General features: G+C 62.9%; 20 protein-coding genes and 1 pseudogene. 7 read left to right on the top strand and 14 right to left on the bottom strand.

The window, feature by feature from the left end; all coding sequences use genetic code 11:
* Positions 1 to 2 precede the first annotated feature (2 nt).
* The 4 genes from J6524_RS07245 to J6524_RS07230 all read right to left on the bottom strand — a co-directional run bounded on the left by J6524_RS07245 (position 3) and on the right by J6524_RS07230 (position 4,441).
* Positions 3 to 845, bottom strand: a complete 843-nt coding sequence (locus J6524_RS07245; protein WP_376711990.1) for a carbohydrate ABC transporter permease — start codon at positions 843 to 845, stop codon at positions 3 to 5.
* Positions 846 to 897: 52 nt separating this feature from the next.
* Positions 898 to 1,854, bottom strand: coding sequence for a carbohydrate ABC transporter permease (locus J6524_RS07240; RefSeq protein ID WP_225669685.1), 957 nt, complete (start codon positions 1,852 to 1,854; stop codon positions 898 to 900).
* 118 nt (positions 1,855 to 1,972) lie between these two features.
* Entirely contained in the window at positions 1,973 to 3,322 is a 1,350-nt protein-coding gene (locus tag J6524_RS07235) for an ABC transporter substrate-binding protein (protein WP_225669684.1), read from the bottom strand.
* 75 nt (positions 3,323 to 3,397) lie between these two features.
* On the bottom strand, positions 3,398 to 4,441 hold the full coding sequence (locus J6524_RS07230; RefSeq protein WP_225669683.1) for a C-terminal binding protein: 1,044 nt from the start codon (positions 4,439 to 4,441) through the stop codon (positions 3,398 to 3,400).
* Positions 4,442 to 4,783: 342 nt separating this feature from the next.
* Between J6524_RS07230 and J6524_RS37845 the strand changes: the two are divergent.
* Positions 4,784 to 5,227: pseudogene (locus tag J6524_RS37845) on the top strand (cache domain-containing protein); the annotation flags it as partial.
* A gap of 78 nt (positions 5,228 to 5,305) precedes the next feature.
* Complete coding sequence (locus J6524_RS37840; protein WP_376711989.1) at positions 5,306 to 6,370, top strand: methyl-accepting chemotaxis protein; 1,065 nt, start codon at positions 5,306 to 5,308, stop codon at positions 6,368 to 6,370.
* Positions 6,371 to 6,634: 264 nt separating this feature from the next.
* Here the strand turns inward: J6524_RS37840 and J6524_RS07220 are convergent, their stop codons facing one another.
* The 5 genes from J6524_RS07220 to J6524_RS07200 form a co-directional block, all read right to left on the bottom strand.
* Complete coding sequence (locus J6524_RS07220; protein WP_376711988.1) at positions 6,635 to 7,561, bottom strand: Bug family tripartite tricarboxylate transporter substrate binding protein; 927 nt, start codon at positions 7,559 to 7,561, stop codon at positions 6,635 to 6,637.
* A 149-nt stretch (positions 7,562 to 7,710) separates the two neighbouring features.
* Complete coding sequence (locus J6524_RS07215) at positions 7,711 to 8,649, bottom strand: DMT family transporter (RefSeq protein WP_225669680.1); 939 nt, start codon at positions 8,647 to 8,649, stop codon at positions 7,711 to 7,713.
* Positions 8,650 to 8,946: 297 nt separating this feature from the next.
* A complete protein-coding gene (locus J6524_RS07210) occupies positions 8,947 to 9,957 on the bottom strand; it encodes a tripartite tricarboxylate transporter substrate binding protein (RefSeq protein WP_225669679.1) in 1,011 nt (336 codons plus the stop codon).
* A 63-nt stretch (positions 9,958 to 10,020) separates the two neighbouring features.
* Complete coding sequence (locus J6524_RS07205; protein ID WP_225669678.1) at positions 10,021 to 10,929, bottom strand: VOC family protein; 909 nt, start codon at positions 10,927 to 10,929, stop codon at positions 10,021 to 10,023.
* A gap of 52 nt (positions 10,930 to 10,981) precedes the next feature.
* The gene (locus J6524_RS07200) at positions 10,982 to 11,977 is read right to left on the bottom strand and encodes a zinc-dependent alcohol dehydrogenase family protein (RefSeq protein WP_225669677.1); all 996 of its coding nucleotides are present in this window, start codon (positions 11,975 to 11,977) and stop codon (positions 10,982 to 10,984) included.
* Positions 11,978 to 12,090: 113 nt separating this feature from the next.
* On the opposite strand from J6524_RS07200, the gene J6524_RS07195 reads away from it, so the two are divergent.
* The 3 genes from J6524_RS07195 to J6524_RS07185 all read left to right on the top strand — a co-directional run bounded on the left by J6524_RS07195 (position 12,091) and on the right by J6524_RS07185 (position 14,388).
* Positions 12,091 to 12,792, top strand: a complete 702-nt coding sequence (locus J6524_RS07195; protein ID WP_225669676.1) for a GntR family transcriptional regulator — start codon at positions 12,091 to 12,093, stop codon at positions 12,790 to 12,792.
* Positions 12,793 to 12,943: 151 nt separating this feature from the next.
* Complete coding sequence (locus J6524_RS07190; RefSeq protein ID WP_225669675.1) at positions 12,944 to 13,810, top strand: fumarylacetoacetate hydrolase family protein; 867 nt, start codon at positions 12,944 to 12,946, stop codon at positions 13,808 to 13,810.
* Positions 13,807 to 14,388: an amino acid synthesis family protein gene (locus J6524_RS07185; protein ID WP_225669674.1), complete on the top strand. Its 582-nt coding sequence runs from the start codon at positions 13,807 to 13,809 to the stop codon at positions 14,386 to 14,388. The genes J6524_RS07190 and J6524_RS07185 overlap by 4 nt, the downstream gene beginning before the upstream one ends.
* 181 nt (positions 14,389 to 14,569) lie before the next feature.
* Here J6524_RS07185 and J6524_RS07180 read toward each other — a convergent pair whose 3' ends face one another.
* The 4 genes from J6524_RS07180 to J6524_RS07165 all read right to left on the bottom strand — a co-directional run bounded on the left by J6524_RS07180 (position 14,570) and on the right by J6524_RS07165 (position 18,458).
* Positions 14,570 to 15,724: an alpha-hydroxy acid oxidase gene (locus tag J6524_RS07180; protein WP_225669673.1), complete on the bottom strand. Its 1,155-nt coding sequence runs from the start codon at positions 15,722 to 15,724 to the stop codon at positions 14,570 to 14,572.
* 99 nt (positions 15,725 to 15,823) lie between these two features.
* Positions 15,824 to 16,645, bottom strand: coding sequence for an MlaD family protein (locus J6524_RS07175; protein WP_225669672.1), 822 nt, complete (start codon positions 16,643 to 16,645; stop codon positions 15,824 to 15,826).
* 138 nt (positions 16,646 to 16,783) lie between these two features.
* Positions 16,784 to 17,317 carry a DUF1003 domain-containing protein gene (locus J6524_RS07170; RefSeq protein WP_225669671.1) on the bottom strand — a complete coding sequence of 178 codons (534 nt, stop codon included), beginning with the start codon at positions 17,315 to 17,317 and terminating at the stop codon, positions 16,784 to 16,786.
* A gap of 211 nt (positions 17,318 to 17,528) precedes the next feature.
* Positions 17,529 to 18,458 (bottom strand): DMT family transporter, encoded by a 930-nt coding sequence (locus J6524_RS07165; protein WP_225669670.1) that lies wholly within the window; start codon positions 18,456 to 18,458, stop codon positions 17,529 to 17,531.
* A gap of 371 nt (positions 18,459 to 18,829) precedes the next feature.
* On the opposite strand from J6524_RS07165, the gene J6524_RS07160 reads away from it, so the two are divergent.
* The gene (locus tag J6524_RS07160; protein ID WP_225669669.1) at positions 18,830 to 19,006 is read left to right on the top strand and encodes a hypothetical protein; all 177 of its coding nucleotides are present in this window, start codon (positions 18,830 to 18,832) and stop codon (positions 19,004 to 19,006) included.
* Positions 19,007 to 19,029: 23 nt separating this feature from the next.
* On the opposite strand, the gene ybaK is transcribed toward J6524_RS07160, so the two are convergent.
* Positions 19,030 to 19,503: a Cys-tRNA(Pro) deacylase gene (gene ybaK, locus J6524_RS07155; RefSeq protein WP_225669668.1), complete on the bottom strand. Its 474-nt coding sequence runs from the start codon at positions 19,501 to 19,503 to the stop codon at positions 19,030 to 19,032.
* 278 nt (positions 19,504 to 19,781) lie between these two features.
* On the opposite strand from ybaK, the gene J6524_RS07150 reads away from it, so the two are divergent.
* On the top strand, positions 19,782 to 21,074 hold the full coding sequence (locus J6524_RS07150; protein ID WP_225669667.1) for an adenylosuccinate synthase: 1,293 nt from the start codon (positions 19,782 to 19,784) through the stop codon (positions 21,072 to 21,074).
* Positions 21,075 to 21,076: the final 2 nt, after the last annotated feature.

Raw genomic sequence — 21,076 nt, 5'->3', positions numbered from 1 at the left:
GTTTACTCCTTCACCGCGCCGGTCAGCGATGAGACGTAGTAATCCACGAACAGCGAGTAGAACAGCGCGACCGGCAGCGAGCCGAGTAGCGAGCCCGCCATCAGCGCGCCCCACTGGTAGACGTCGCCGGTGACGAGTTCGGTGAGGATCGCGACCGGCACCGTCTTGTTGGCGCCGCTCTGGATGAAGGCGAGCGCGTAAATGAACTCGTTCCACGACAGTGTGAACGAGAAGATGCCGGCCGAGATCAGGCCTGGCACAGCGAGCGGCAGCGTGATCCGCCGCAGGATCTGCAGCCGCGTCGCGCCGTCGACAAGCGCGCATTCCTCGAGCTCATAGGGGATCGACTTGAAATAACCGATCAACAACCAGGTGCAGAACGGCACCAGAAAGGTCGGATAGACCAGGATCAGCGCCAGCGGCGAGTCGAACAGGCCGAATTGCACGATCACGGTGGCCAGCGGAATGAACAGGATCGAGGGCGGCACCAGATAGGCGAGGTAGATGCCGAGGCCCACATAGGGGCTGCCGCGGAAGCGCAGGCGCTCGATCGCATAGGCTGCGAGCGTCGAGGCGAACAGCGACAGGAAGGTTGAGCCGATCGCCACGAGCATCGTGGTCTTCAGCCAGGTCGGATAGGCGGTGTTGAACAGAAGGTGCTTGATATGCGCCAGCGTCGGCGAGGAGATCCAGAACGGATTGTGCTCCTTGTAGTTCAGAAGCTCCGCGTTCGGTTTGAACGAGGTGACCGTCATCCAGTAGAACGGAAACAGCAAGATGATCACGAAGCAGGCCAGCGGCAGATAGATCATCACCATCCGACGCGCGCGGGAATCCCACGACATGGTATCGGGCGTGGCGCTGGCGACATTGCTGTTGCCGGGCGAGGCGGCTACGTCAGTCATTGGCTTCTCCCTGCTGCCATTTGCGGCGCGCGAGGCCGAAGTAGCTGAACAAGGTCGCGAATACGAGGAACGGAATCATCGACACCGCGATCGCCGCGCCCTCGCCGAGCTCTCCGCCGGCGATGCCGCGCTGGAAGGCGAGCGTTGCGAGCAAATGGGTAGAGTTGACCGGCCCGCCCCGGGTGATGGCGTAGACGAGCTGGAAGTCGGTGAAGGTGAAGATAATCGAGAACGTCATGACGATCGCGAGGATCGGCATCATCATGGGCAGAGTGATGTAGCGGAAGCGTTGCCAGGCGGTGGCGCCATCGAGCATCGCGGCTTCATAGAGCGAGGGCGAGATCGTCTGCAGCCCCGCCAGCAGGGAGATCGCGACAAAGGGAATGCCGCGCCAGATATTGGCTGCAATCAGCGAAAAGCGCGCCGGCCAGGGCGTGCCGAGGAAGTCGATATTGGTGGAGCGGATGTGCAAGACGTCGACCAGGAGATAGGAAATGATCGAGAACTGCGGATCATAGATCCACCAGAACGCCAGCGCCGACAGCACCGTCGGCACGATCCATGGCAGCAGCACGATGGCGCGCAGAAGGCTCTTGAACGGAAAATGGTTGTTGAGCAGAAGCGCCAGCCAGAAGCCGAGCGCGAATTTCCCGATTGTAGCAATGCCGGTGTAGAAGATGCTGTAGAACACCGCGTTCCACCACAGCGGATCCTTGAGCAGGTACTGGAAGTTCTCAAGGCCGATGTAGATGCCGCGCTGGCCGATCGTGGTATCGGTGAAGGCGAGCCAGACGCCGAGGCCGAGTGGATAGGTGAGAAATACGGTGAGCAACCCGATCGCGGGCGCCAGGCACATCACGATCAGGAATGGCTTGTAGTCGAACAGCCGCGCGATCCAGCCGGGTTGCCGGAGCGCCATGCTGCGCGAGGGGAGGGTGGTTACGGACATTGAATTCTCATCCACCGTCGTCATTGCGAGGGGCGAAGCGACGAAGCAATCCATTCCTCTTTTGTGGCGCTATGGATTGCTTCGCTTCGCTCGCAATGACGGTGACCAGATTTGCGGTTCAGCCGCGCCCCTGCCGGCGGAAATACCGCTTCGCACGCTGCTCCGCTTCCGCGGCCGCAGCCTCCGGCGTCGAGGCGCCAGTCGCGACGGCCGCGCACATCTGGATCAGCACGTAATCGGCGCTGACCGCGCCGGTGGCGGTCGAGATCGGACCCTTGTAGCCGTCGTAGTAGGTGCTCAGCATCGTGTCCTTGAAGATCTTGACCTTGGGATCGCTGGACCAGACGCCGGCTTCGGCATAGGCCGCGAGTGGCTGCGACCAGTAGCCGGAGTTGGCGTTGAGCCACGGCTCGTACTGTTCCTTTTCCAGCATGAATTGCAGGAAGGCCTTCGCGGCGTTGGGATAGGGGCTGTGCTTGAACAGCATCGCGTTCAGCGTCAGGCCCGCCATCGGCGAGACCTTGGCCACGCCCTTCGGCAAGAGCTGATGCTCGCTGTCCTCGGCGATCGCACGGGTCGCCGGATCGTTCTTCAGCGAGAAGTACAGCGAGACGCCGTTGGCGGTCAGCGAGATTTCCTGCGAGGAATAGGCGCGGTTGTTGCTGACGTCGTTCCAGGATGGCGTGCCGGCAATGAAGGTCGGGTAGAGGTCCTTGACCCACTTCAGTGCGGCGATGGTCTCCTTGCTGTTGATGATGACGTTGCCCTCCTCATCGAGCAGGGAAGCGTTGTGCGACCACAGCGCCCAGTTGGCGAAGCCATTGCCGTCGCCCTTGGCATTGCCGAGTGCAAAGCCGGCCGGCTTGCCGGCCTTCTGCAGCTTTTGGAACAGCTCGAGGATTCCGGCATGATCTTCCGGAACCTTGTCATAGCCGACCGATTGCAGCACCGACTTGCGGTAGATCAGCGGGCCGGCGGTGGCGCCGAACGGCAATCCGATCCAGGCATCGCTCTTGTTGCGCTTGCCGTATTTCTGCGCCAGCGGCAGCCAGCCGCCGTAGCGCTTGCCGAGATAGTCGGCGACGTCGGTCAGCTCGACTAGCTTATCGATATAGATGTGCGGCGCATCGGAGAAGCCGATGATGATGTCGGGGCCGGCGCCGGAGTTCGAGGTCACCGCGGTCTGCTGGTTGATGTCTTCCCAGCCGACGAAATCGACCTTCACCTCGACGCCGGTCTTGTCGCTGAAGGCCTTCGCATTGGCGCGGAACACGTCCTCGTCGGCCTGCACGAAGCGCACCGGGCGCAGCATGCGCAAGGTCGCGCCCTTCTCGATCTCGCGCTTGGGGGCGGGGACGTCGGCGGCCTTGATGGTGGACGCGGTTTGCGCCGATGCGCCGGTCGCAGCCAGCGCAGCAGCGGATGCGCCCAATACCAGCGCCTCACGACGGGTGATGTCGTTCCTCATGCTTCTCTCCCTGTATCGGTTCCCGGCGTTGATCGCCGGTGAACCACGTCGTTCGAAAAACGCTTCTTGCCGTTGTTAGCTGTTGGGCCCTCGATCCATGCTGACAGGTTGCCAGCGCCGGAGCGAGGTGTTCTGCAGCACCGACGGATTGACGCAGCTTACCGGCCACATGCCGGAGAGGACCAGTGACAATTCGTAGCCCACACGGCGCTTGCGCGCTTCGTCAAAACGTGCCGAGGCCGACGCCACATGGGCGGTCAGGGTGACGTTTTCCATCGAGAGCAGCGGGTTGTTGTGCGACGGCGGCTCCTGTTCCAGCACGTCGAGCGCGGCATGCGCGATCCAGCCTTCCTGCAGCGCCTTGATCAGCGATTCCTCGTCCACCGTGGCGCCGCGGCCCGTGTTGATGAAGATGGCGGAATTTTTCATCTGGCGGAAATGCTTCTCGGTGAGCATGTGATGCACCTCGGGCCGCGCCGGCGCATGCATGGAGATGAAATCCGACTGCTGCAGCACTTCGTTCAGCGTCGCCGGGATCACGCCGTGGTCGTACATCAGCGTTTCCTGGATGAAGGGGTCGTAGGCCATCATGCGCAGCCCGAAAGGAGCGGCGCGCTTGGCGACCGCGCGCGCTACGCGGCCAAAGGAGATGAAGCCAAGCGTTTGGCCCATCAGGCGCGGAATCTTCAACAAAGCGGGGCGGCCTTCCGACCAGCGGCCGGTGCGCACCATCTTGTCCTGCTCGACGAGGCGGCGAAAACCCGCCAGCAGCAGCATCATGGCATGGTCGGCGACTTCCTCGATGAAAGTATCGGGGACGTTGGTGACGGGAATGCCGCGGGCGGTGGCGGCCTTGACGTCGACACTGTCGACGCCGACGCTGCCGAGCGTGATTACCTTGCAGTTTTCGAGCGCGTCGATGATCGCCTTCGTGATCGGCATGCCCTTGGCGTAGATCGCGTCCGCGGTCTTTGCGGCGGCGATGAATTCGGCCTCGTTGGCTGGCGCCTCGATGATTTCGGCCCCGATTGGATCGAGCGCTTCCTTCTCATAATCGTAGCCGCCGCCGGCGACCGTAAAGCTTGCGCCCTTTGGCGTGACCACCCTGAATTTCGGCATTTCCTGCTCTCCCGATTTATTTTCGGTGTTGGTTTGAGGCGGCGAGCGCCGCCACTTTCTTCTTTGACGTAAGTTCCCTTTTTACGCGACCTGGTCGTCGCTTGCTACAATCGTCGGTTGATCTCCTATCGGAAAGCGCCGTCTTCCGCCGTCTTCGTAACAAAGCGCTAAAGGGTCTCACGATATTGTGCGCGAAATCAATCGGCCAAATCGCGTGCCACGCGCCTATTTCTGGAGACCGTCGTGAAGCTCACCAATCTCAAGATCACTCCCAAGCTCGGCATTCTGGTGGGCGTGACGCTGCTCGGCCTGTGCGCCGCCGGCGTTCTCGCAGGCTATCTGATGCAGCGTGAGATGCTCAATGCGCGGATCGAGCAGACCAAGGCGGTCGTCGATATGGCGCGCAACATGGCGCTCGGGCTGCAGAAGCAGGTCGCCGCGGGCCAGATGACCAAGGAGCAGGCCATTGCCGAGTTCAGCAAGCGCGGCAATACGCTGACCTTCGACAACGGCAATGGTTATGTGTTCGCCTACACGATGGACGGTGTCGCCGTGCTGGCGCCGGTTCCCAGCCAGATCGGCCAGAACCGCATGGACATCGACACCGGTGGCCGCAAGCTGGTGCGCGAGCTGCGCGACGGCGTCGCGGCGAACGGCGAAATCATGCTGCGTTATGAATTCCGTAAACCCGGACAAGAGGAACTGATTCGCAAATTCTCCTACGCGGTTCCGATCCCCGGCTGGAACATGTTCGTCGGCACCGGCGCCTATCTCGACGACCTCGACGCCAAGATGAAGCCGCTCGCGGCGCTGCTCGGGCTTGCCGTTCTCGGCATCGCTCTGGTGGCCGGCGGCATCGCCTGGATGATCGGCCGCAGCATTTCCAAGCCGCTGGGCCAGCTCGGTGCCCGCATGCAGGACCTCGCCGAGGGCCGGCTCGACGGCGAAATTCCCGGCATCGGCCGCGGCGACGAGATCGGCGCGATGGCCGCGACCGTCCAAATCTTCAAGGACAATGCGCTGCGCATCCGCGGGCTCGAAAAGAAGGAAGCCGAGGTGCAGGCGCGCGCGGAGGCCGAACGGCGCGCGGCGATGGAAAGCATCGCCAGCGACTTCGAGCGCAGCGTGACCGGCATCGTCCGCTCGGTTTCGACGGCGGCCGCCGGCATGCAGAGCACGGCGCAGTCGATGACCTCGACCGCCAGCGACGCCAGCGCGCGCGCTGCAACCGTCGGCGCGGCATCGCAGCGCTCGTCCGACAATGTCGGCACGGTGGCCTCGGCCGCGGAAGAGCTATCGAGCTCGGTGACGGAAATTTCCCGCCAGGTGACGCGCTCCAGCGAGATCGCCGCCAAGGCCGTCAGCGATGCCGAACGCACCAACGCCACCGTCGGCGCGCTCTCGACCGGCGCCGAGAAGATCGGCGAAGTGGTCAAGCTGATCCATTCGATCGCCGCGCAGACCAATCTGCTCGCGCTCAACGCCACCATTGAAGCGGCGCGCGCCGGCGATTCCGGCCGCGGCTTTGCGGTCGTGGCGTCAGAGGTGAAGGCGCTCGCCAACCAGACCGCGAAGGCAACCGAGGAAATCTCCTCTCAAGTCGCCGCCATGCAGGCGTCCACCAGCGAGGCGGTCGCCTCGATCGGCGGCATCACCGAAACCATCGCGCAGATGAGCGAGATCACGGTCTCGATTTCGACTGCCGTCGAGCAGCAGGGCGGCGCGACGCGCGAAATCGCCCGCAACATCCAGTCGGTGGCGGCCGGATCGAACGAGATCTCGGCCCATATCGGCGGCGTCACCACCGCGGCCGAGGCCACGGGCAAGGCGGCAACCGAGGTGCTAGCAAGCGCCCGCGAACTCGATACGCAATCAGGCATGCTGCGCAGCGCGGTCGACGAATTCCTGGTCAAGGTGCGCGCGGCGTAGGATCTCGCCGTGTCCTGCGTTCCCCGGATGCTGCGCAGCGCGAAGTGATGCGCTGCTGATCCGGGGTCCATCGCGCCGTGGGTCCCGGCTCTGCGGTGCATCACCAAGAGGTGCTGCACCGCGTCCGGGACACGAGGACCGAAGGGTGGGCAGCATCCATCCGTCATTGCGAGGAGCGCAGCGACGAAGCAATCCATCTATCCCCGTGCTGAGGCATGGATTGCTTCGCTGCGCTCGCAATGACGGGGAGAGGGCGCAGCTCCGCTACTGCTTCTCGATCCCCGCCGCGGTGATCAGCTTCTCCCACACGACGAGCTGCTCCTTGACGAAGGCATCGAACTCTTCCGGCGTGCCGGAGAAGGCCTCCATGCCGCGCTCGGCGAGCTGGCTCTTGATGTCGGGCCGTTCGACGACTTTGCGGATCTCCGCGTTGAGCTTGGTGACGATGTCCTTCGGCAGGTTGGCCGGGCCGAAATAGCCCTGCCATGACGTGATATCAAAACCTTTCACGGTGTCGTCCATCGTCGGAAGGTCGGGCAGCAACGCCGAGCGCTTCTTGGTCGTCACCGCCAGTGCCTTCAGCGCCTTGGCGTTGACGTGGGGCAGGCCGGTCGGAACGTCGATGAACATCATGGAGACGCGGCCGGCGATCAGGTCGGTCAGCGCCGGCGGCGAGCTCTTGTAGGGAACGTGCAACAGGTCGATGCCGGCGAGACGCGCGAAGGTCGCACCCGCGACGATCGCCGCCGAACTGCCGCTGGCATAGGTGTATTTGCCCGGCTCCTTCTTGGCGAGTGCGATCAGCTCGGCGACGGAATTGGCCGGAATGTCCGGATGAATCACCAGCATGAAGGGCAGATCGCCGGTGCGCGCGATCGGCGTGAAATCCTTGATCGGATCGTACGTCATGTTCTTGAGCAGGTACGGATTGGCCGAATGCGACGTGTTGGTCGTCACGAACAGCGTGTAGCCGTCGGGCGCCGAGCGCGCGACATAGCTGGCCGCGATCGAGCCGTTGGCGCCGGCCTTGTTCTCGATCACCATGCCGGTGCCGAGCGCGGTGCCGAGCTCCTTCGAGATGATGCGGGTGGTGGTGTCGGTGCCACTGCCGGCGGCGAAGGGGAGCACCAGCGTGATGTTGCGGCTCGGATAGGGCGCCTGCGCGGTAGCGGTGGCGATCATCGCCAGCATCAGGGGAGCCGCTGCTGCGACATGCCGGTACCGCTTCAATAACGCGAACATTTAGTCGTTTCCTCATTTGTTCTTATGTTGAAATGGCCGGCAAGCTAGCCCGCCGGAGGACAAAGTGGAAGCCCGCAGGATACCACGCGGCAGGCTTGCTAGGTCTTGCCTGCCGAAGTCCGCCTCGATGCGATCACGACGCCGGCAAGTACCAGCGCATAGCCCACGAGATGGAATAACCGCAACTGCTCGCCGAGCAACAGGATTGCCATCGCCGAACCGAATACCGGCACCAGGTGGAAGAACGGCGCAGCACGATTGGGCCCGATTAGCGCCAGCCCACGGTTGAAGAACAGGTAGGCAAGCGTCGAGGGAAAGATCACGGCATAGCCGAGCGTCGCCATCGAGATGAGGTCGAATTTCAGCGTGGCCCCGGTCGAATATTCCCAGATCGAGAACGGCACCAGCATCAGCGCGCCGCAGCAGGTGGTGAACGAAATCAGCGACAGCGCGTGTGTCACCGGCCGGCGCGGGATCAGCGCTGAATAGAGGCCGAATGACACCAGCGAGCTTGCAAACATCAGGTCGCCGCGATTGAAGCTGATGCCGGCGAGCGCGCTGAAATCGCCGCGCAGGATGATGGTCAAGACGCCCACGAGCGAGATGGTGATGCCCGCGAGCTGCGCACCCGCCAGGCGGACGCCGAACAGCGCCAGCGACCACAGCGCGACGAACAGCGGCCCCGCCGACTGGATCAGAAGCGCATTCAGTGCTTCGGTATATTGCAGGGCCCAGTAGGAAATCGCGTTGTTATAGGCGAATCCGACCAGCGACAGAAACAGCATCATCGGCAGATGCGCGCGCAGCACCGGCCAGTCCTGCTTCAGATGCGGCCAGGCAAAGGGCAAGAGAATGAGAAAAGTGCCGATCCAGCGGATGCAGGATAGCGTCAGCGGCGGCACATGGCCGGCGACATGGCGCGCCAGCACGATGTTGCCGGCCCAGAACAGCGAGGTCAGGCTCAGCAGCAGATAAGGCTGGTTGGTCAGCCATCGGACCGGACGAAAGGCGGGCGGCGCTGGTGCGGGTTTGGTCATATCGCAGGGCGGAATAGGGCCGGATTTTCCGCCACGCGACAAGTCCCGCGCGCGCAATGCTACAATGCCTTATGCATTGCGCTTTCGCCTTTTGCCGCTGCGGAACAGTGACAGGCACTGCGAGTAGCACCCCTCCCTGTCATACCCCGCGAAAGCGGGGTATCCAGTACGCCCGCGGCCTTTCGATTGACCGCGAACGTCTCTGGAATACTGGACCACCCGCCTTCGCGGGTGACGACAGTCTTGTCGCTGAGAGCGCGGTGCCTCAGAGCTTTCCACCAACCCCGGCCCAATTCCTCAGATACGCGGAATGCCGGCATCGTTGATAACCTTCGTCCATCTGCCGATTTCGGCTGATATCAGCGCACGCATCTCTTCCGGCGTGCTGCCGCGGACTTCGCCGCCGGTCGCCGTTTCCAGCGTCGTCTTGGTCGCGGGATCGGCCAGCATCGACTGGATCTCCGCATGCAGCCGCTTGACGATCTCGGGTGGCGTGCCTTTTGGAGCCACTAGCCCCGCCCAGGTTCGGACGTCGAAATCCTTGACACCGGCTTCCTGCACCGAAGGCACGTTCGGCAGCAGTTTCGTCCGCGCGGGCGAGGTCACTGCGAGGCCGCGAATGGCGCCACCTTCGATCTGGCTTGCGAGCAGCACGGTCGTTCCGACGATCACGGGAACGTCGCCGGCGAGCAGGGAGGTGACGGTCAGCGAGTCGCCGCGATAGGGAACATGCACCATCTTGGTGCCGGCGGTGATGTTCAACAGCTCTCCGGCAAGATGATGCGTGCTGCCGAAACCGACCGAGCCGTAACTCAGGGCGTCGGGCTTGGCTTTCGCCATCGCGATCAGGTCTGCCAGCGTCTTCGCCTGATGATCGGCGCGAACCGCGATCACCAGCGCGTAATACACCATCGTCGACAGCATCTCGAAACTGTCGATCGGGCTATAGGCCAGCTGCTTATACAATGCGCCCGAGATCGCGTGCGCTCCCGTGACGAGGCCGATCGTGTAACCGTCCGGCGCCGATTTGGCGACGGCGTCCGCGGCGAGATTGCCGCCGGCGCCCGGCTTGGCTTCCACTATCACTGGTTGCCCGAGCCGCTTGGAAAGCCCATCCGAGACGATGCGGGCCATGGTATCGGCTGCGCCGCCCGCCGCGAAGCCGTGCAGCAGCCGGATTGACCGATTGGGATAGGTCTGCGCGCCGGCGACGGAAGGCGCCAGGCAGGTGAAGCTGAGCGACGCGGCAACGATGCAGCAGCGCAGGGCAAACCATCGTCCGCGCAGCACGTTCAAAGATCGAGCCATCTGTTTCATCCCATGATAGTTTTGTTTTTGAACGTCGGCTCCGGCGGTGTTGATGCGGCGCGGTTACTTCACGCCGCGCATCGCCGGAGAAAATTCGCTTGCTTCCTTGGCCGGCCCGACGCCCCAGACGTCGCGCGGCAGGCCGACCCAGGTCTTCGGCCGCTGCGGACGGTCGCGGTGCCAGGGACGGGGCTCGAAATAGCCGAGCTCTTCGTCGAGCATCACGTCCATGCTGTAATAGAGCTCGATCAAATGGCGATCGGGATTGTGATGGTAGACCGCCACGTTGTGGCCGGGGCCGTGCCGCACAGGCCCCCAGAGAATCTGAAACCCGTTGCGCCCGAGCAGGTCGCAGGCCTGGTGCATGTGCGAGGCGTCGCGCAGCTCGAAGGCGAGATGATGCAGACGGCCGTCGGTGCCGCGGGCAAAATTCATCGCGTGATGCTCGGGTCCGCAGCGCATGAAGACAAAATTTTCCTCGATGCGATCGGAGACGCGGAAGCCGAGCACGTCGCCGAAGAATTTGGCCGTTCGCTCGGGATCGGGCGAATGCAGCGCGACGTGGCCGAGTTTTGCGACGGCAAGGCCGCGGATCGGCTCAATCGCCTTGCAGAACTCCCATCTGGAGAACAACTCGATCCGGTGCCCGTCCGGATCGTCGAACACCACCGACTTCGCAATGCCTGGTGCCGTATCGCTCCTGATCTCTGATTTGATCTCGTGGCTCGCCAACGTTTTCTGCAAATCGGCCAGCTCGAGAGTGGGCGCCACTTCATACGCGATCGACGTCAACTGCGAGGCCGGGCTGCGTTCGAGCACCAGAGTCAGCTCGTCGGATTCAGTGCCGAGCAGGATGCGGCCGTCGCTGCGCGCGATGACGCCGAGCCCGATGATGGATTGGTAGTAGTCGAGCTGCGCCTCGATGTTGGGGCTGGTGAAAGTGGCGTGTCGCAGCCGCTTGACCTTGATCATCTCGTGATCTCCTGGATTCGCGCAAAGGCTTGGACTGAAGGCATCGCGCCGCTCAATCCGGGGTCATCACGATCTTGCCGAACGCCGCACCGGAATCGAGCAGCTCATGCGCGGCGCGCACTTCCGAGAGCTTGAAGCGCTTGAAGATCGAGGGACGGATCGCGCCGTCGGCAAGGTGGCCGATCACCGTTCGCATGATCTCGCGGCGGCCTTCGCGGTCCTGATCGTAGATGTGGAAGGAAAAACAGCGGATCGCGGGGCAGATGTCGAGATACTTGCGCATCTCGCCCATCGCGTTTTCCGCCGGCAGGCCCGCGAACGCGTTGTAGGAGACGATGGTGCCCCATCTATCGAGCGCGCCGAGATAGGAATAGAATTCGGGGCCGCAGACGTGGTCGAGCACGAGGCTGACGCCGCGCCCGCCCGTGAGCGCCCGGGTGCGGGCGACGACGTCCTCGTCGCGATAGAAGATGATCTCGTCCGCGCCCATCTCCTTCGCGAAGGCGGCCTTCTCGCTCGTAGAGACCGTTCCGATCACCTTCATCCCGGCGAGCTTCGCCAGCTGCACGAGCGACGTTCCGACGCCGCCGGCGGCGCCGATAATGAGGGCGGAGTGGGCCGGCGTTTTGGAGCCGCAATTGTGCAGCAGGGCCCAGGCGACCTGGTAGTTCGGCAGGCAGACGGCGTCCTCGAACGCGACATTCTCGGGCAGGACGTGCACGGCATCCGCGGGAGCAGCGACATATTCGGCGTAGCACCCGCCGCGCTGGGCAAGGTCGCGTGCGCTCAGGAGCACCCGCTGGCCGATGGAGAGCCCGCTCACCTCTGCGCCGACCGCTTCGATGACCCCTGCGACATCATTACCGGGATTGGCCGGCAGCGGCGGCATCCATTTGTAGACGCCACTGCGGATCAGCTTGTCAGGCTGGCCAACGCCGAAGGCCTTCGCGCGGATCAGAACGTCCCGCTCAGCCAGATCAGGCATTGGCACCTCGGCATAATCGAGCGCCTCCGGGCCCCCAGGGCGATGCACCAGAACAGCCTTCATGCAGGCGGCCTCCCCAATTTCAACTATTTTCGAAAATATCTACCATTGCGAAAATTATTGCAACGGGATTCTTTTGGGCTAGGATCGCGGCCTGCGGATCGCGAGAAGAATCAATGACAACGACAGCCCTCAAGGCGCGCAAGGAATTCGGCAAGACGCTCGCCTCCGACATCGCCCACCGGCTGCGGAACGAGATCGTCACCTGCCAGCTCAAGCCGAATGAATCGCTGAAGTTCGATGCGCTGCGCCTCTCGTTCGGCGCGAGCTTCACGACGCTACGCGAAGCGCTGACATTGCTGGTGGCGGAGGGGCTCGTCGTCGCCGAGGAGCAGCGCGGCTACAAGGTCGCGCCGGTAACGCTGGAGGATTTGCACGACCTGACGCATGCCCGCATCCTGATCGAGGTCGATCTGATGCGCCGCTCGATCGAAAAGGGCGACGACGACTGGGAAATAAGGGTTATTTCGTCACTTCACCGGCTCGCCCGCATCGAGGAGCGGGCTCCGGAAGATTATGCGAGCAATACCGAATGGAAGGCGACGCATCGCCAATTCCATGAAGCTCTGGTTTCCGCCTCCGGCTCGCCGACGCTTCTTGCCGTGCGAAACTCGCTGTTCGATCGGGCCGAGCGCTACCGCAATCTGTCGGCCATGTTCAGGCCGCACCCGCGCGACAAAGTTGGCGAACATCGCGCGCTGATGCAGGCCGCGATCGGCCGGAAAGCCGATCAGGCGTGCGATCTGATCCGCAGCCACATCCAGACCACGTCTAACAACGTCGCCAAATACGCCGCCGGCGTGATCAGCGCCGGCTGATCCCCAGCGGGCGGGCGGGCAGCGCCACAGCTTCAAAAAGGTGCGCGGTGAGACCCTTTAGGAGATGGATTTGGGTTGCGTTCGGCAAGATTTTCGAAAATAGTGCGCCTGAACGAAATTCAGTATCGCCAAACAAGAGGACACCGGTCGCATGCGGCTGCTTTCATTTCTGAACAACGGCAAGGAAACCTGGGGAGTGGTTCTCGGCGACGGCGTGGTTGACCTCGGCAGCAAGCTTTCCCACGCCACGCTGCAGGACTTCATCGCCAGCTCTGATTTCGAAAAGCGCGATCAACTCGTGGCCGGCCACACGCCGGACCTGAAGCTGTCAGACGTCAAATATCTTCCGGTGATTCCGCGCCCCGAAAAGATCGTATGCGCCGTGCGCAACTATCTCGACCATCACCAGGAGGCGGTGGCCCACGGCATGAAGCGGGAGATCACGGCGTTCCCGCCGATCTTCCTGCGGGTCTGGCGTTCACAGGTCGGGCACAACGCGCCGGTGATCCGGCCGAAAGTGTCGACGCATCTCGATTGGGAAGGCGAACTCGCCGTCATCATCGGCAAGCCCGGCCGCTACATTTCCGAGGCGGATGCCATGGGCCATGTCGCCGGCTATTCGATCTACAACGACGTCAGCGTGCGCGACTATCAGATGCATGCGCAGCAGATCGCGGCCGGCAAGAACTTTGTCGGCACCGGACCGTTCGGGCCGTGGATGGTGACCACGGACGAGTTGCCCGATCCGACCAAGCTGAAGCTCGAGACCCGTATCAACGGCAACACCGTGCAGAAGTCGGATACCTCATTCCTGATCTTCTCGATTCCCCGGCTGATCAACTACGCCTCCGAGATCTTCGACCTGATGCCGGGCGATGTCATCGCCACCGGCACGCCGGCCGGTGTCGGCTTCACGCGCAAGCCGCCGATGTTCCTTGCTCCGGGCGATGTCGTCGAAGTCGAGGTGGAGAAGATCGGCGTGCTGCGTAACCCCGTGGTCGACGAGGCCGCGCAGTGACGGCCTACGACATCAGGAAGACGCAAGTCTCGGTCGAGGAAGTCTGGCACGAGCGCGGGCCACGCCGGGCGCAGCCGCTGTTGATCGGCACCGCGCTCGCCGTCATCAACAATCCCTATTCCGGCCATTATGAACCGGACCTGATGGCGTTTCAGGCCGGCTTGCGCGATCTCGGCCACCAGCTTGCCCGCACGCTATGTGAGCGGCTGGGCGGCGGAGACGTCATCGAAGCCTATGGCAAAGGCGCGATCGTCGGCGGCGACGGCGAACTGGAGCACGGCGCGGTCTGGCACGAAGCGGGCGGGGCGGCGATCCGCGAGGTGATCTCGCATGCCAAGGCGATCGTGCCGGCGGCCAAGACCGTCGGTGCGATCGGCACGCGGATCATGGTCCCGCTCGGCCACATCGAAGCGGCTTATGTGCGCAGCCATTTCGGCACGGCCGAGATGACGATCTGGGACGCCCCGCGGCGCGACGAGATTGTGTTCGGCCTTGTCATGGCGACCGGCGGGCGGACGCATGCGCGCATCGGCGGCCTCTCGGTCGACCAGATTTCAGTTCACGACGGGCAGAGGTGATCCGCTAGAGCAGGATGGGATTGGGTCGAGCAGGGCGCTTGCGCTATCCCCGTCATCCTGAGGTGCTCGCGAAGCGAGCCTCGAAGGATGCACGGCCCGCTGGTGGCCGTCGCCCTTCGAGACGCGCTTCGCGCTCCTCAGGGTGACGGATCACATTGCTTCAGGTGTGCTTCATCAAGCTCTAAAACCTCCGCACCAGGTCCGGCGTGATCTCGCTGAGCTTGCGGATGCCGAGCAGTGCGAGATCGCGGTCGATCTCGGCTTTCAATAGCGAGATCGCGCGCTGCACGCCACCTTGCCCGCCGGCGATCGCCGCATAGAGGAAGGGGCGGCCGACCCAGACGAAATGCGCACCTAACGCAAGTGCCTTGATCACGTCGGTGCCGCGGCGGATGCCGCCGTCGAGCATCACGGTCATGCCCTTCGCCTCGGCCGCGATCTCCGGCAGCGTGCGCAGCCCCGAGATCGTATAGTCGAGCTGGCGGCCGCCATGGTTGGACAGCATCACGCCGTCGACGCCGCTCTCGCGGGCAATGCGCGCGTCTGCCGGCGAAACCAAGCCCTTGACGACGAGCTTGCCGCTCCACCTTTTGCGGATCATCTCGACATGCCTCCAGGCGAGCTGGTCGCGGGCGCCGATGTTGCGCATCAGGTTCTTCGCCAGCACCGGCGGACCGCGCTGCGCATCCATGTTCTCGAAATGCGGCATGCCGTGATTCATCAACGTGCGCGCCCAGGTGCCGAACAGCCAGTGCGGATGCGTGACGGTGTCCCAGAATACGCGCGGGGTGATCGCAAGCGGCACCTGAAAGCCGTTGCGGATGTTGTTCTCGCGGTTCGGCGGCACCGGCACGTCGGCAGTGACGACGAAAGTGTCATAGCCGGCCGCCGCCACGCGATCGACCAACGGTTCGATCCGCTCCGGCAGGCCTGCGAGATAGGCTTGATACCACGCGTCCTGATTGGCGGCGCGCACATCCTCAAGCGTGATCAGCGAGGAGGCACTGAGAATCATCGGCACATTCTCGGCCTTGGCGGCCTCTGTCAGCACGATGTCGCCGCGATAGGCGCAGAGCGCCGAAGAGCCCATCGGCGGAATGCCGAACGGCGAGGCATAGGTCTTGCCGAACAAGGTCGCGGTCTGGTCGCGGCCGGAGACGTCGTTGAGCACGCGTGGCACGAAGCCGTACTCGTCGAAGGCTCTGCGGTTGTCGCGCAGCGCCGCGTCGGTCTCCGCGCCGCCGGAAATATAGCCATAGAGGAATTTTGGAATTCGCCGCCTCGCCACCGGCTCGAAATCGTCGAGCGAGAGATATTTTTGCAAGGCCCGTGGCACCGCGCTCTCGGGTCGACTCACGGTCGGAGGCGGCGCGGTCAAGCTTGCGGATTTGTCGAGCACGTTGGGCGTTCCATTCTTGTTGTTATGTGGGTGAGCTCAGCGGCGGCGGGGCGGCGGTGCGGCAGATGGTCTCGGATCCGACTTGTTGATGGCGGCGCTGACTTCGCCGAGCATCTTGCGTGCGTCGGCCAGCACCTGTCCGGATTTCTTGTCAAAGCTTTCGATCAGTTCGCGCATCGAGATCACGGTCGGCAACAGTTCGCCGCCATATTTGTCGCTGGCGAGGCGGCCGAGGAAATCCTTGGTCTTGTCCATCGCGCCATCGACGGCGGCAACGCCGGATTCGGCGGTCGCGATGACGGACGTGATCTTCTCGCCATTGCCCGACAGCGAGGCGGTGAACGTCTCGAAATTCCGCAAGGTGTCCTTGATCGCCACCTCGTTATCGGCAATCACGCGGTCGACGTTGCGCAGCGCGACGCGGATCTTCTCCTGGGTGTTGAGCGTGCCTTCGCGGTCGGCTGTCAATTCCGGAATGCCGTCCGCGCCCTTTGGCGGCGGCGGCGCCTCGTCCGAGCCGCCAGTGAACGAGATCGCGGCAATGCCGGTCAGGCCCTGAAATTCGAGGCCGACTTGCGTGTCGCTCTTCACCGGCGTGTTGCCGTCGATCAGGGCGAGCGCGACCACGCGGCGCGGATGGTCGAGCTTCAGCGACACCACCTCGCCGACCCGGATGCCGGCGAAGTTCACGCTGCCGCCATTGCGCAGGCCGGACGCCGAACCTTCGAAGATCACACGGAACGGCACCTTCTGCTTGATGCCGGCGAATTTCTGGTAGCTCAGCCATGCACCAAGCGACCCGGCGATCAGGGCCAGGGTCAGCGTGCCGATCATCAGATTGGTGGCGCGAACCTTCATCGAACGTCCTTACGAAGTACCTCAAGAGATAGCGGATTTGCCGTGGCAAGTCACCGCGTCCGACCATCCGAAGCCTAGGGCCATAATCAGTCATTCCGGCTTCTGGCTTCTCGCGACAGGGAGCGTTGTTGCGCCTACTTAGCCCTTAGTCTCTTCGATTTTATCGAGAACTCGCTCCGGCGCGATATCTGAGGCAGCTTCCTGAAACTCTTCGTTCTGCCGGGGATCGATCTCCAATTTGGGGGCTATCTCGTTCAGGAGCGCGACCACTTTCGTAATCTCATGTTCAGTGAGGAGACTGATCTGTAGATCCAACTCCGCCCTTCTATCCGCTTCGGCCGCCATACGATTTTGAGAGATCAGCACAAAGGTCGAAAGAAAGATTGCCTCTACAGAGGCGACCATAGCGAGCACTACAAAGCTTTCATCCCATGGCGAAATTCCTGGGAGCCAGCGGACGTTTGCGGCTATCCAAAATCCAAAAACAAATAAGTGTAGGTAAACAAACGGCATGCTGCCGGTGAACGAAGTTATCGCATCGGCAACCTTTTGCTGGATGGACGCATCGGATTGCTCGCGCTTCCTTCGTTCGACTAGCGCATGGATGTTCCGCTCGAGGGCGGGCGTCAGCCCCGGCGCAGCTTCTGGGCGGGGCGCTAAAGGTTTCTTCATGCGTGGGAAACGGTCGCGCCTGAGGACGGTTCCTACGACTTCGCCTGCTCATGACGCACCTTACAGGGCAGATCGTCAGTCCTAAGGTCGAACCGGATATCAGCGCTACCCACGTCAGCCGCTACGGGTCAGTTGCGGGCATCCACCTGTGGTCAAACGTGAGCCCGCTTGAGCTCGGAAATCGGACATCGGCCGTTTATCAGTACACATCCTAAGCAGTTTGAGGCTTCCGTGACGCGACGAACACCCCCGTCAGCACCAGCGTGAAGCCGATGAAGTGAAACACTTGCGGATGCTCGCCGAGGAAGGCAATCGACATCACGGTTCCGAACACCGGCACCACGTGAAAGAACGGCGCGGCGCGGTTGGCGCCGATCAGCTGCACGCCGCGATTGAAGCAGAGATAGGCGAGCGTGGAGGGAAACAGCGCGACATAGGCGAGCGTCAGGAGGTTCGCCGTATTGATCTGCATCACCGGCCGCGCGAACAATTCCCAGATGAACAGCGGGATCAGGCAGGCAGCGCCGGCGCCGAAGGTGAAGGCGACGAACGACAGCCCATGGATGGCCGGCCGTTTCAGCGACAGCACCGAATAAAGTCCGAAGATCGCGAGCGCCACGAGGAAGATGAGATCGCCGCGGTTGAATTCGATGTTGGACAGCTTGGTGAGGTCGCCATGCATCAGGATGATCACCACGCCGGCCATCGACAATAGAACGCCTCCCGCCTGCGCCAGCGTCAGCCGCACGCCGAGCAGCAACAGCGACCACACCGCGACGACCAGCGGACCGGCGGACTGCAGCAGCAGCGTGTTCAGCGCCTGGGTATGTTCGAGCGCCCAGTATTGCAGGGTGTTGAAGGCGCCGATGCCGGTGACCGAGAGCACGATCATGATGCCGAGGTGCCCTCGGATCAGCTCCCAGTCGCGCAAGAGGTGCCGCCACGCAAACGGCAGGATGATCAGGAAGGCGAACGACCAGCGCAGGAATGACAGCGTCACCGGTGGAATGTGGCCGGCTGCAAGCCGCCCGACGATAGCGTTACCGGCCCAGCACAGCGCGGTGATGCTGAGCAGGAGATAAGGCTGGTTGGCGAACCAGTTCCCGGATGATGCGCGTGAGGGCTGTTCGGTAGCCGACATTCGAGGGCACAGTCCACTTCATGGCGCCGCAGCCCCGCCCGGTCGCGTGTCGCCGGGCCGGAAAGTGGCCCGGCCCCTGTCACAGACACGGAATTACCCTGCTCATCAATGGTGCAGGATGCATCGCGACCATGCAGGCACTTCGCGCGTTGTTGGGGGTTGCCAGCGGGTGGGTGAATATGCAATCAAAGGACGATTGATTCACGCGACCCAACCTGCGTTTGTTTTTTGAGTCGCGTGTGATTGTTCCGGGTTTATTTCACTAGCGGGCGTTCGTTCGATCGTTGGGATCACGGGGCTGAGGGGCGACTGCGCTGGCCGCAGTTTCCTCTAACCGTGAGGTCGAATTTCTAGAAATGATGGATCATTCCTTGAACAAGCCGATACCGGCCGAAGAAGCCGAAGCTGAAACGCGTCACCAATTTGCCGTTCGCGCCAATTCCATTCTGGCGTTCATCGAATGCGATGAGGAGCAGCGCCCGAAACTGCGCGAGGCCATCATCGAAGCGATGTTGTGGGCGCAGACGCAGCCCAAACTGACGAAGTAGGGTTTGACGAAGCGAATTGCCGCTCATGCCACGAGCGGCCGCGCGATTGCGCCAGCGGCCTTTACGGCATCGTTGGGGTCGAGTTCGACCTGCAGGCCGCGCTGGCCGCCGTTGAGGAATACGGTCGCATGGCCGAGCGCCATGGCTTCGATGGTGACCGGCACGCGCTTCTTCTGCCCGAATGGTGAGATGCCGCCGACATGGTAACCGGTCAGCCGTTCGGCATCGGCCGGCCGCATCATTTTCGCCGTCTTGGCGCCGAAGGCGGCGGCGAGCTTCTTCATGCTGACCTCGCAATCGGACGGCACCACGGCGCACACCGGCCTGCCGTCGGCCTCCGCCATCAGCGTCTTGAGCACGCGGGAAGCCGGCACGCCGAGTGCCTCCGCCGCCTGCAATCCGATGCTCGCCGCGTCGGGATCGTAGTCGTAGGCGTGTACGGTGAATTTCACGCCCAGCTTCTCCAGCGCTTGCGTCGCACGGGTGGTTTTCGACATGGCCTTTCCGTTATTGCCGGATGTTAATGCGAGGGCCCCTGGGAGCCCCCAAATATTACGGGTATATCAAAGGGTTGGAGCTGTTCTAACGCCCCCATAAAGCCGCCTTCTTGCTTGCCTAGATGACCTGCTTCCTTTATCCGGTGGGGCGCCCTGCATGCGAACGGCCCCGGCCGCGATTTTGGCTGGGCGAGATAGAGCATGGTTCGGATAGTTGGGTACCGGTTCTCCGGTGAAGTCATGCTGGAACCAAGAGATTTGCAGGGAACACCTTAAAAATGGCCAATGTTGTCGTCGTCGGTGCCCAATGGGGTGACGAGGGGAAGGGCAAGATCGTCGACTGGTTGTCGGAGCAGGCCGATATCGTCGTGCGCTTCCAGGGCGGCCACAATGCCGGCCATACGCTTGTCATCAATGGCGAGACCTACAAGCTGGCGCTTTTGCCGTCGGGCGTGCTGCGTCCCTCGAAGCTTGCCGTGATCGGCAATGGCGTTGTGTTCGACCCCCAGGCCTTCCTCGATGAAGTCGCGCGGCTGAGGGGGCAGGGCGTCGCCGTCAGCCCGGACAACTTACGGATCGCCGAGAATGTCACACTGATTCTGCCGCTGCACCGCGAGCTCGACGCCTTGCGCGAATCTGCCAGCGCGGCAACTGCGATCGGCACCACCCGCCGCGGCATCGGCCCGGCCTATGAAGATAAGGTCGGCCGCCGCGCCATCCGCCTGATGGATCTCGCCGACCACCAGACGCTGCCGCACAAGATCGACCGCCTTCTGTCGCATCACAACGCGCTACGCCGCGGCCTCAATCTGCCGGAATTCGACAGCGCGGAGATTCTCAAGGAGCTGACGGCGCTCGCGCCAAAGCTTCTGCCCTACACGGACACGGTATGGCGGCTGCTCGACATCAAGCGCCGCGAAGGAAAGCGCATTCTGTTCGAGGGCGCACAGGGCGCGCTGCTCGACGTGGATCATGGCACTTATCCCTATGTCACGTCGTCCAACACCGTGGCAGCGCAAGCCGCGACCGGCACGGGACTGGGGCCCGGCGCGGTGGGCTATGTGCTTGGCATCTGCAAGGCCTATACGACCCGCGTAGGCCAGGGCCCGTTCCCGACTGAGCAGGACAACGAGATTGGCCGCAAGATCGGCGAGCGCGGTCGCGAGTTCGGTACCAATACCGGGCGGCCGCGCCGCTGTGGCTGGTTCGACGCTGCGCTGGTGCGGCAAACTGTCCGCACCTGTGGCATCAGCGGGCTGGCGCTGACCAAGCTCGACATTCTCGATGGCTTCGACACCATCGAGGTCTGCACCGGCTATATGCTGGACGGCAAGGAAATCGACCATCTGCCGGCGGGCGAGGGCGCCCAGGCCCGGGTGGTCCCGGTCTATGAAACGATCGAAGGCTGGAAAGAGCCGACCGCAAATGCACGGTCGTGGGCGGACCTGCCGGCCCAAGCGATTAAATATGTCCGGCGGGTTGAGGAACTCGTGGGTTGTCCAATTGCATTGCTTTCCACCAGCCCCGAACGCGAGGATACTATACTAGTGCAGAACCCGTTCGAGGCTTAACG

The sequence above is a fragment of the Bradyrhizobium hereditatis genome, assembly GCF_020329435.1.
GTDB lineage: Bacteria > Pseudomonadota > Alphaproteobacteria > Rhizobiales > Xanthobacteraceae > Bradyrhizobium > Bradyrhizobium hereditatis.
The sequence above is the reverse complement of the archived record's forward strand: the minus strand, read 5'-3'. Positions and strand labels throughout refer to the sequence as shown.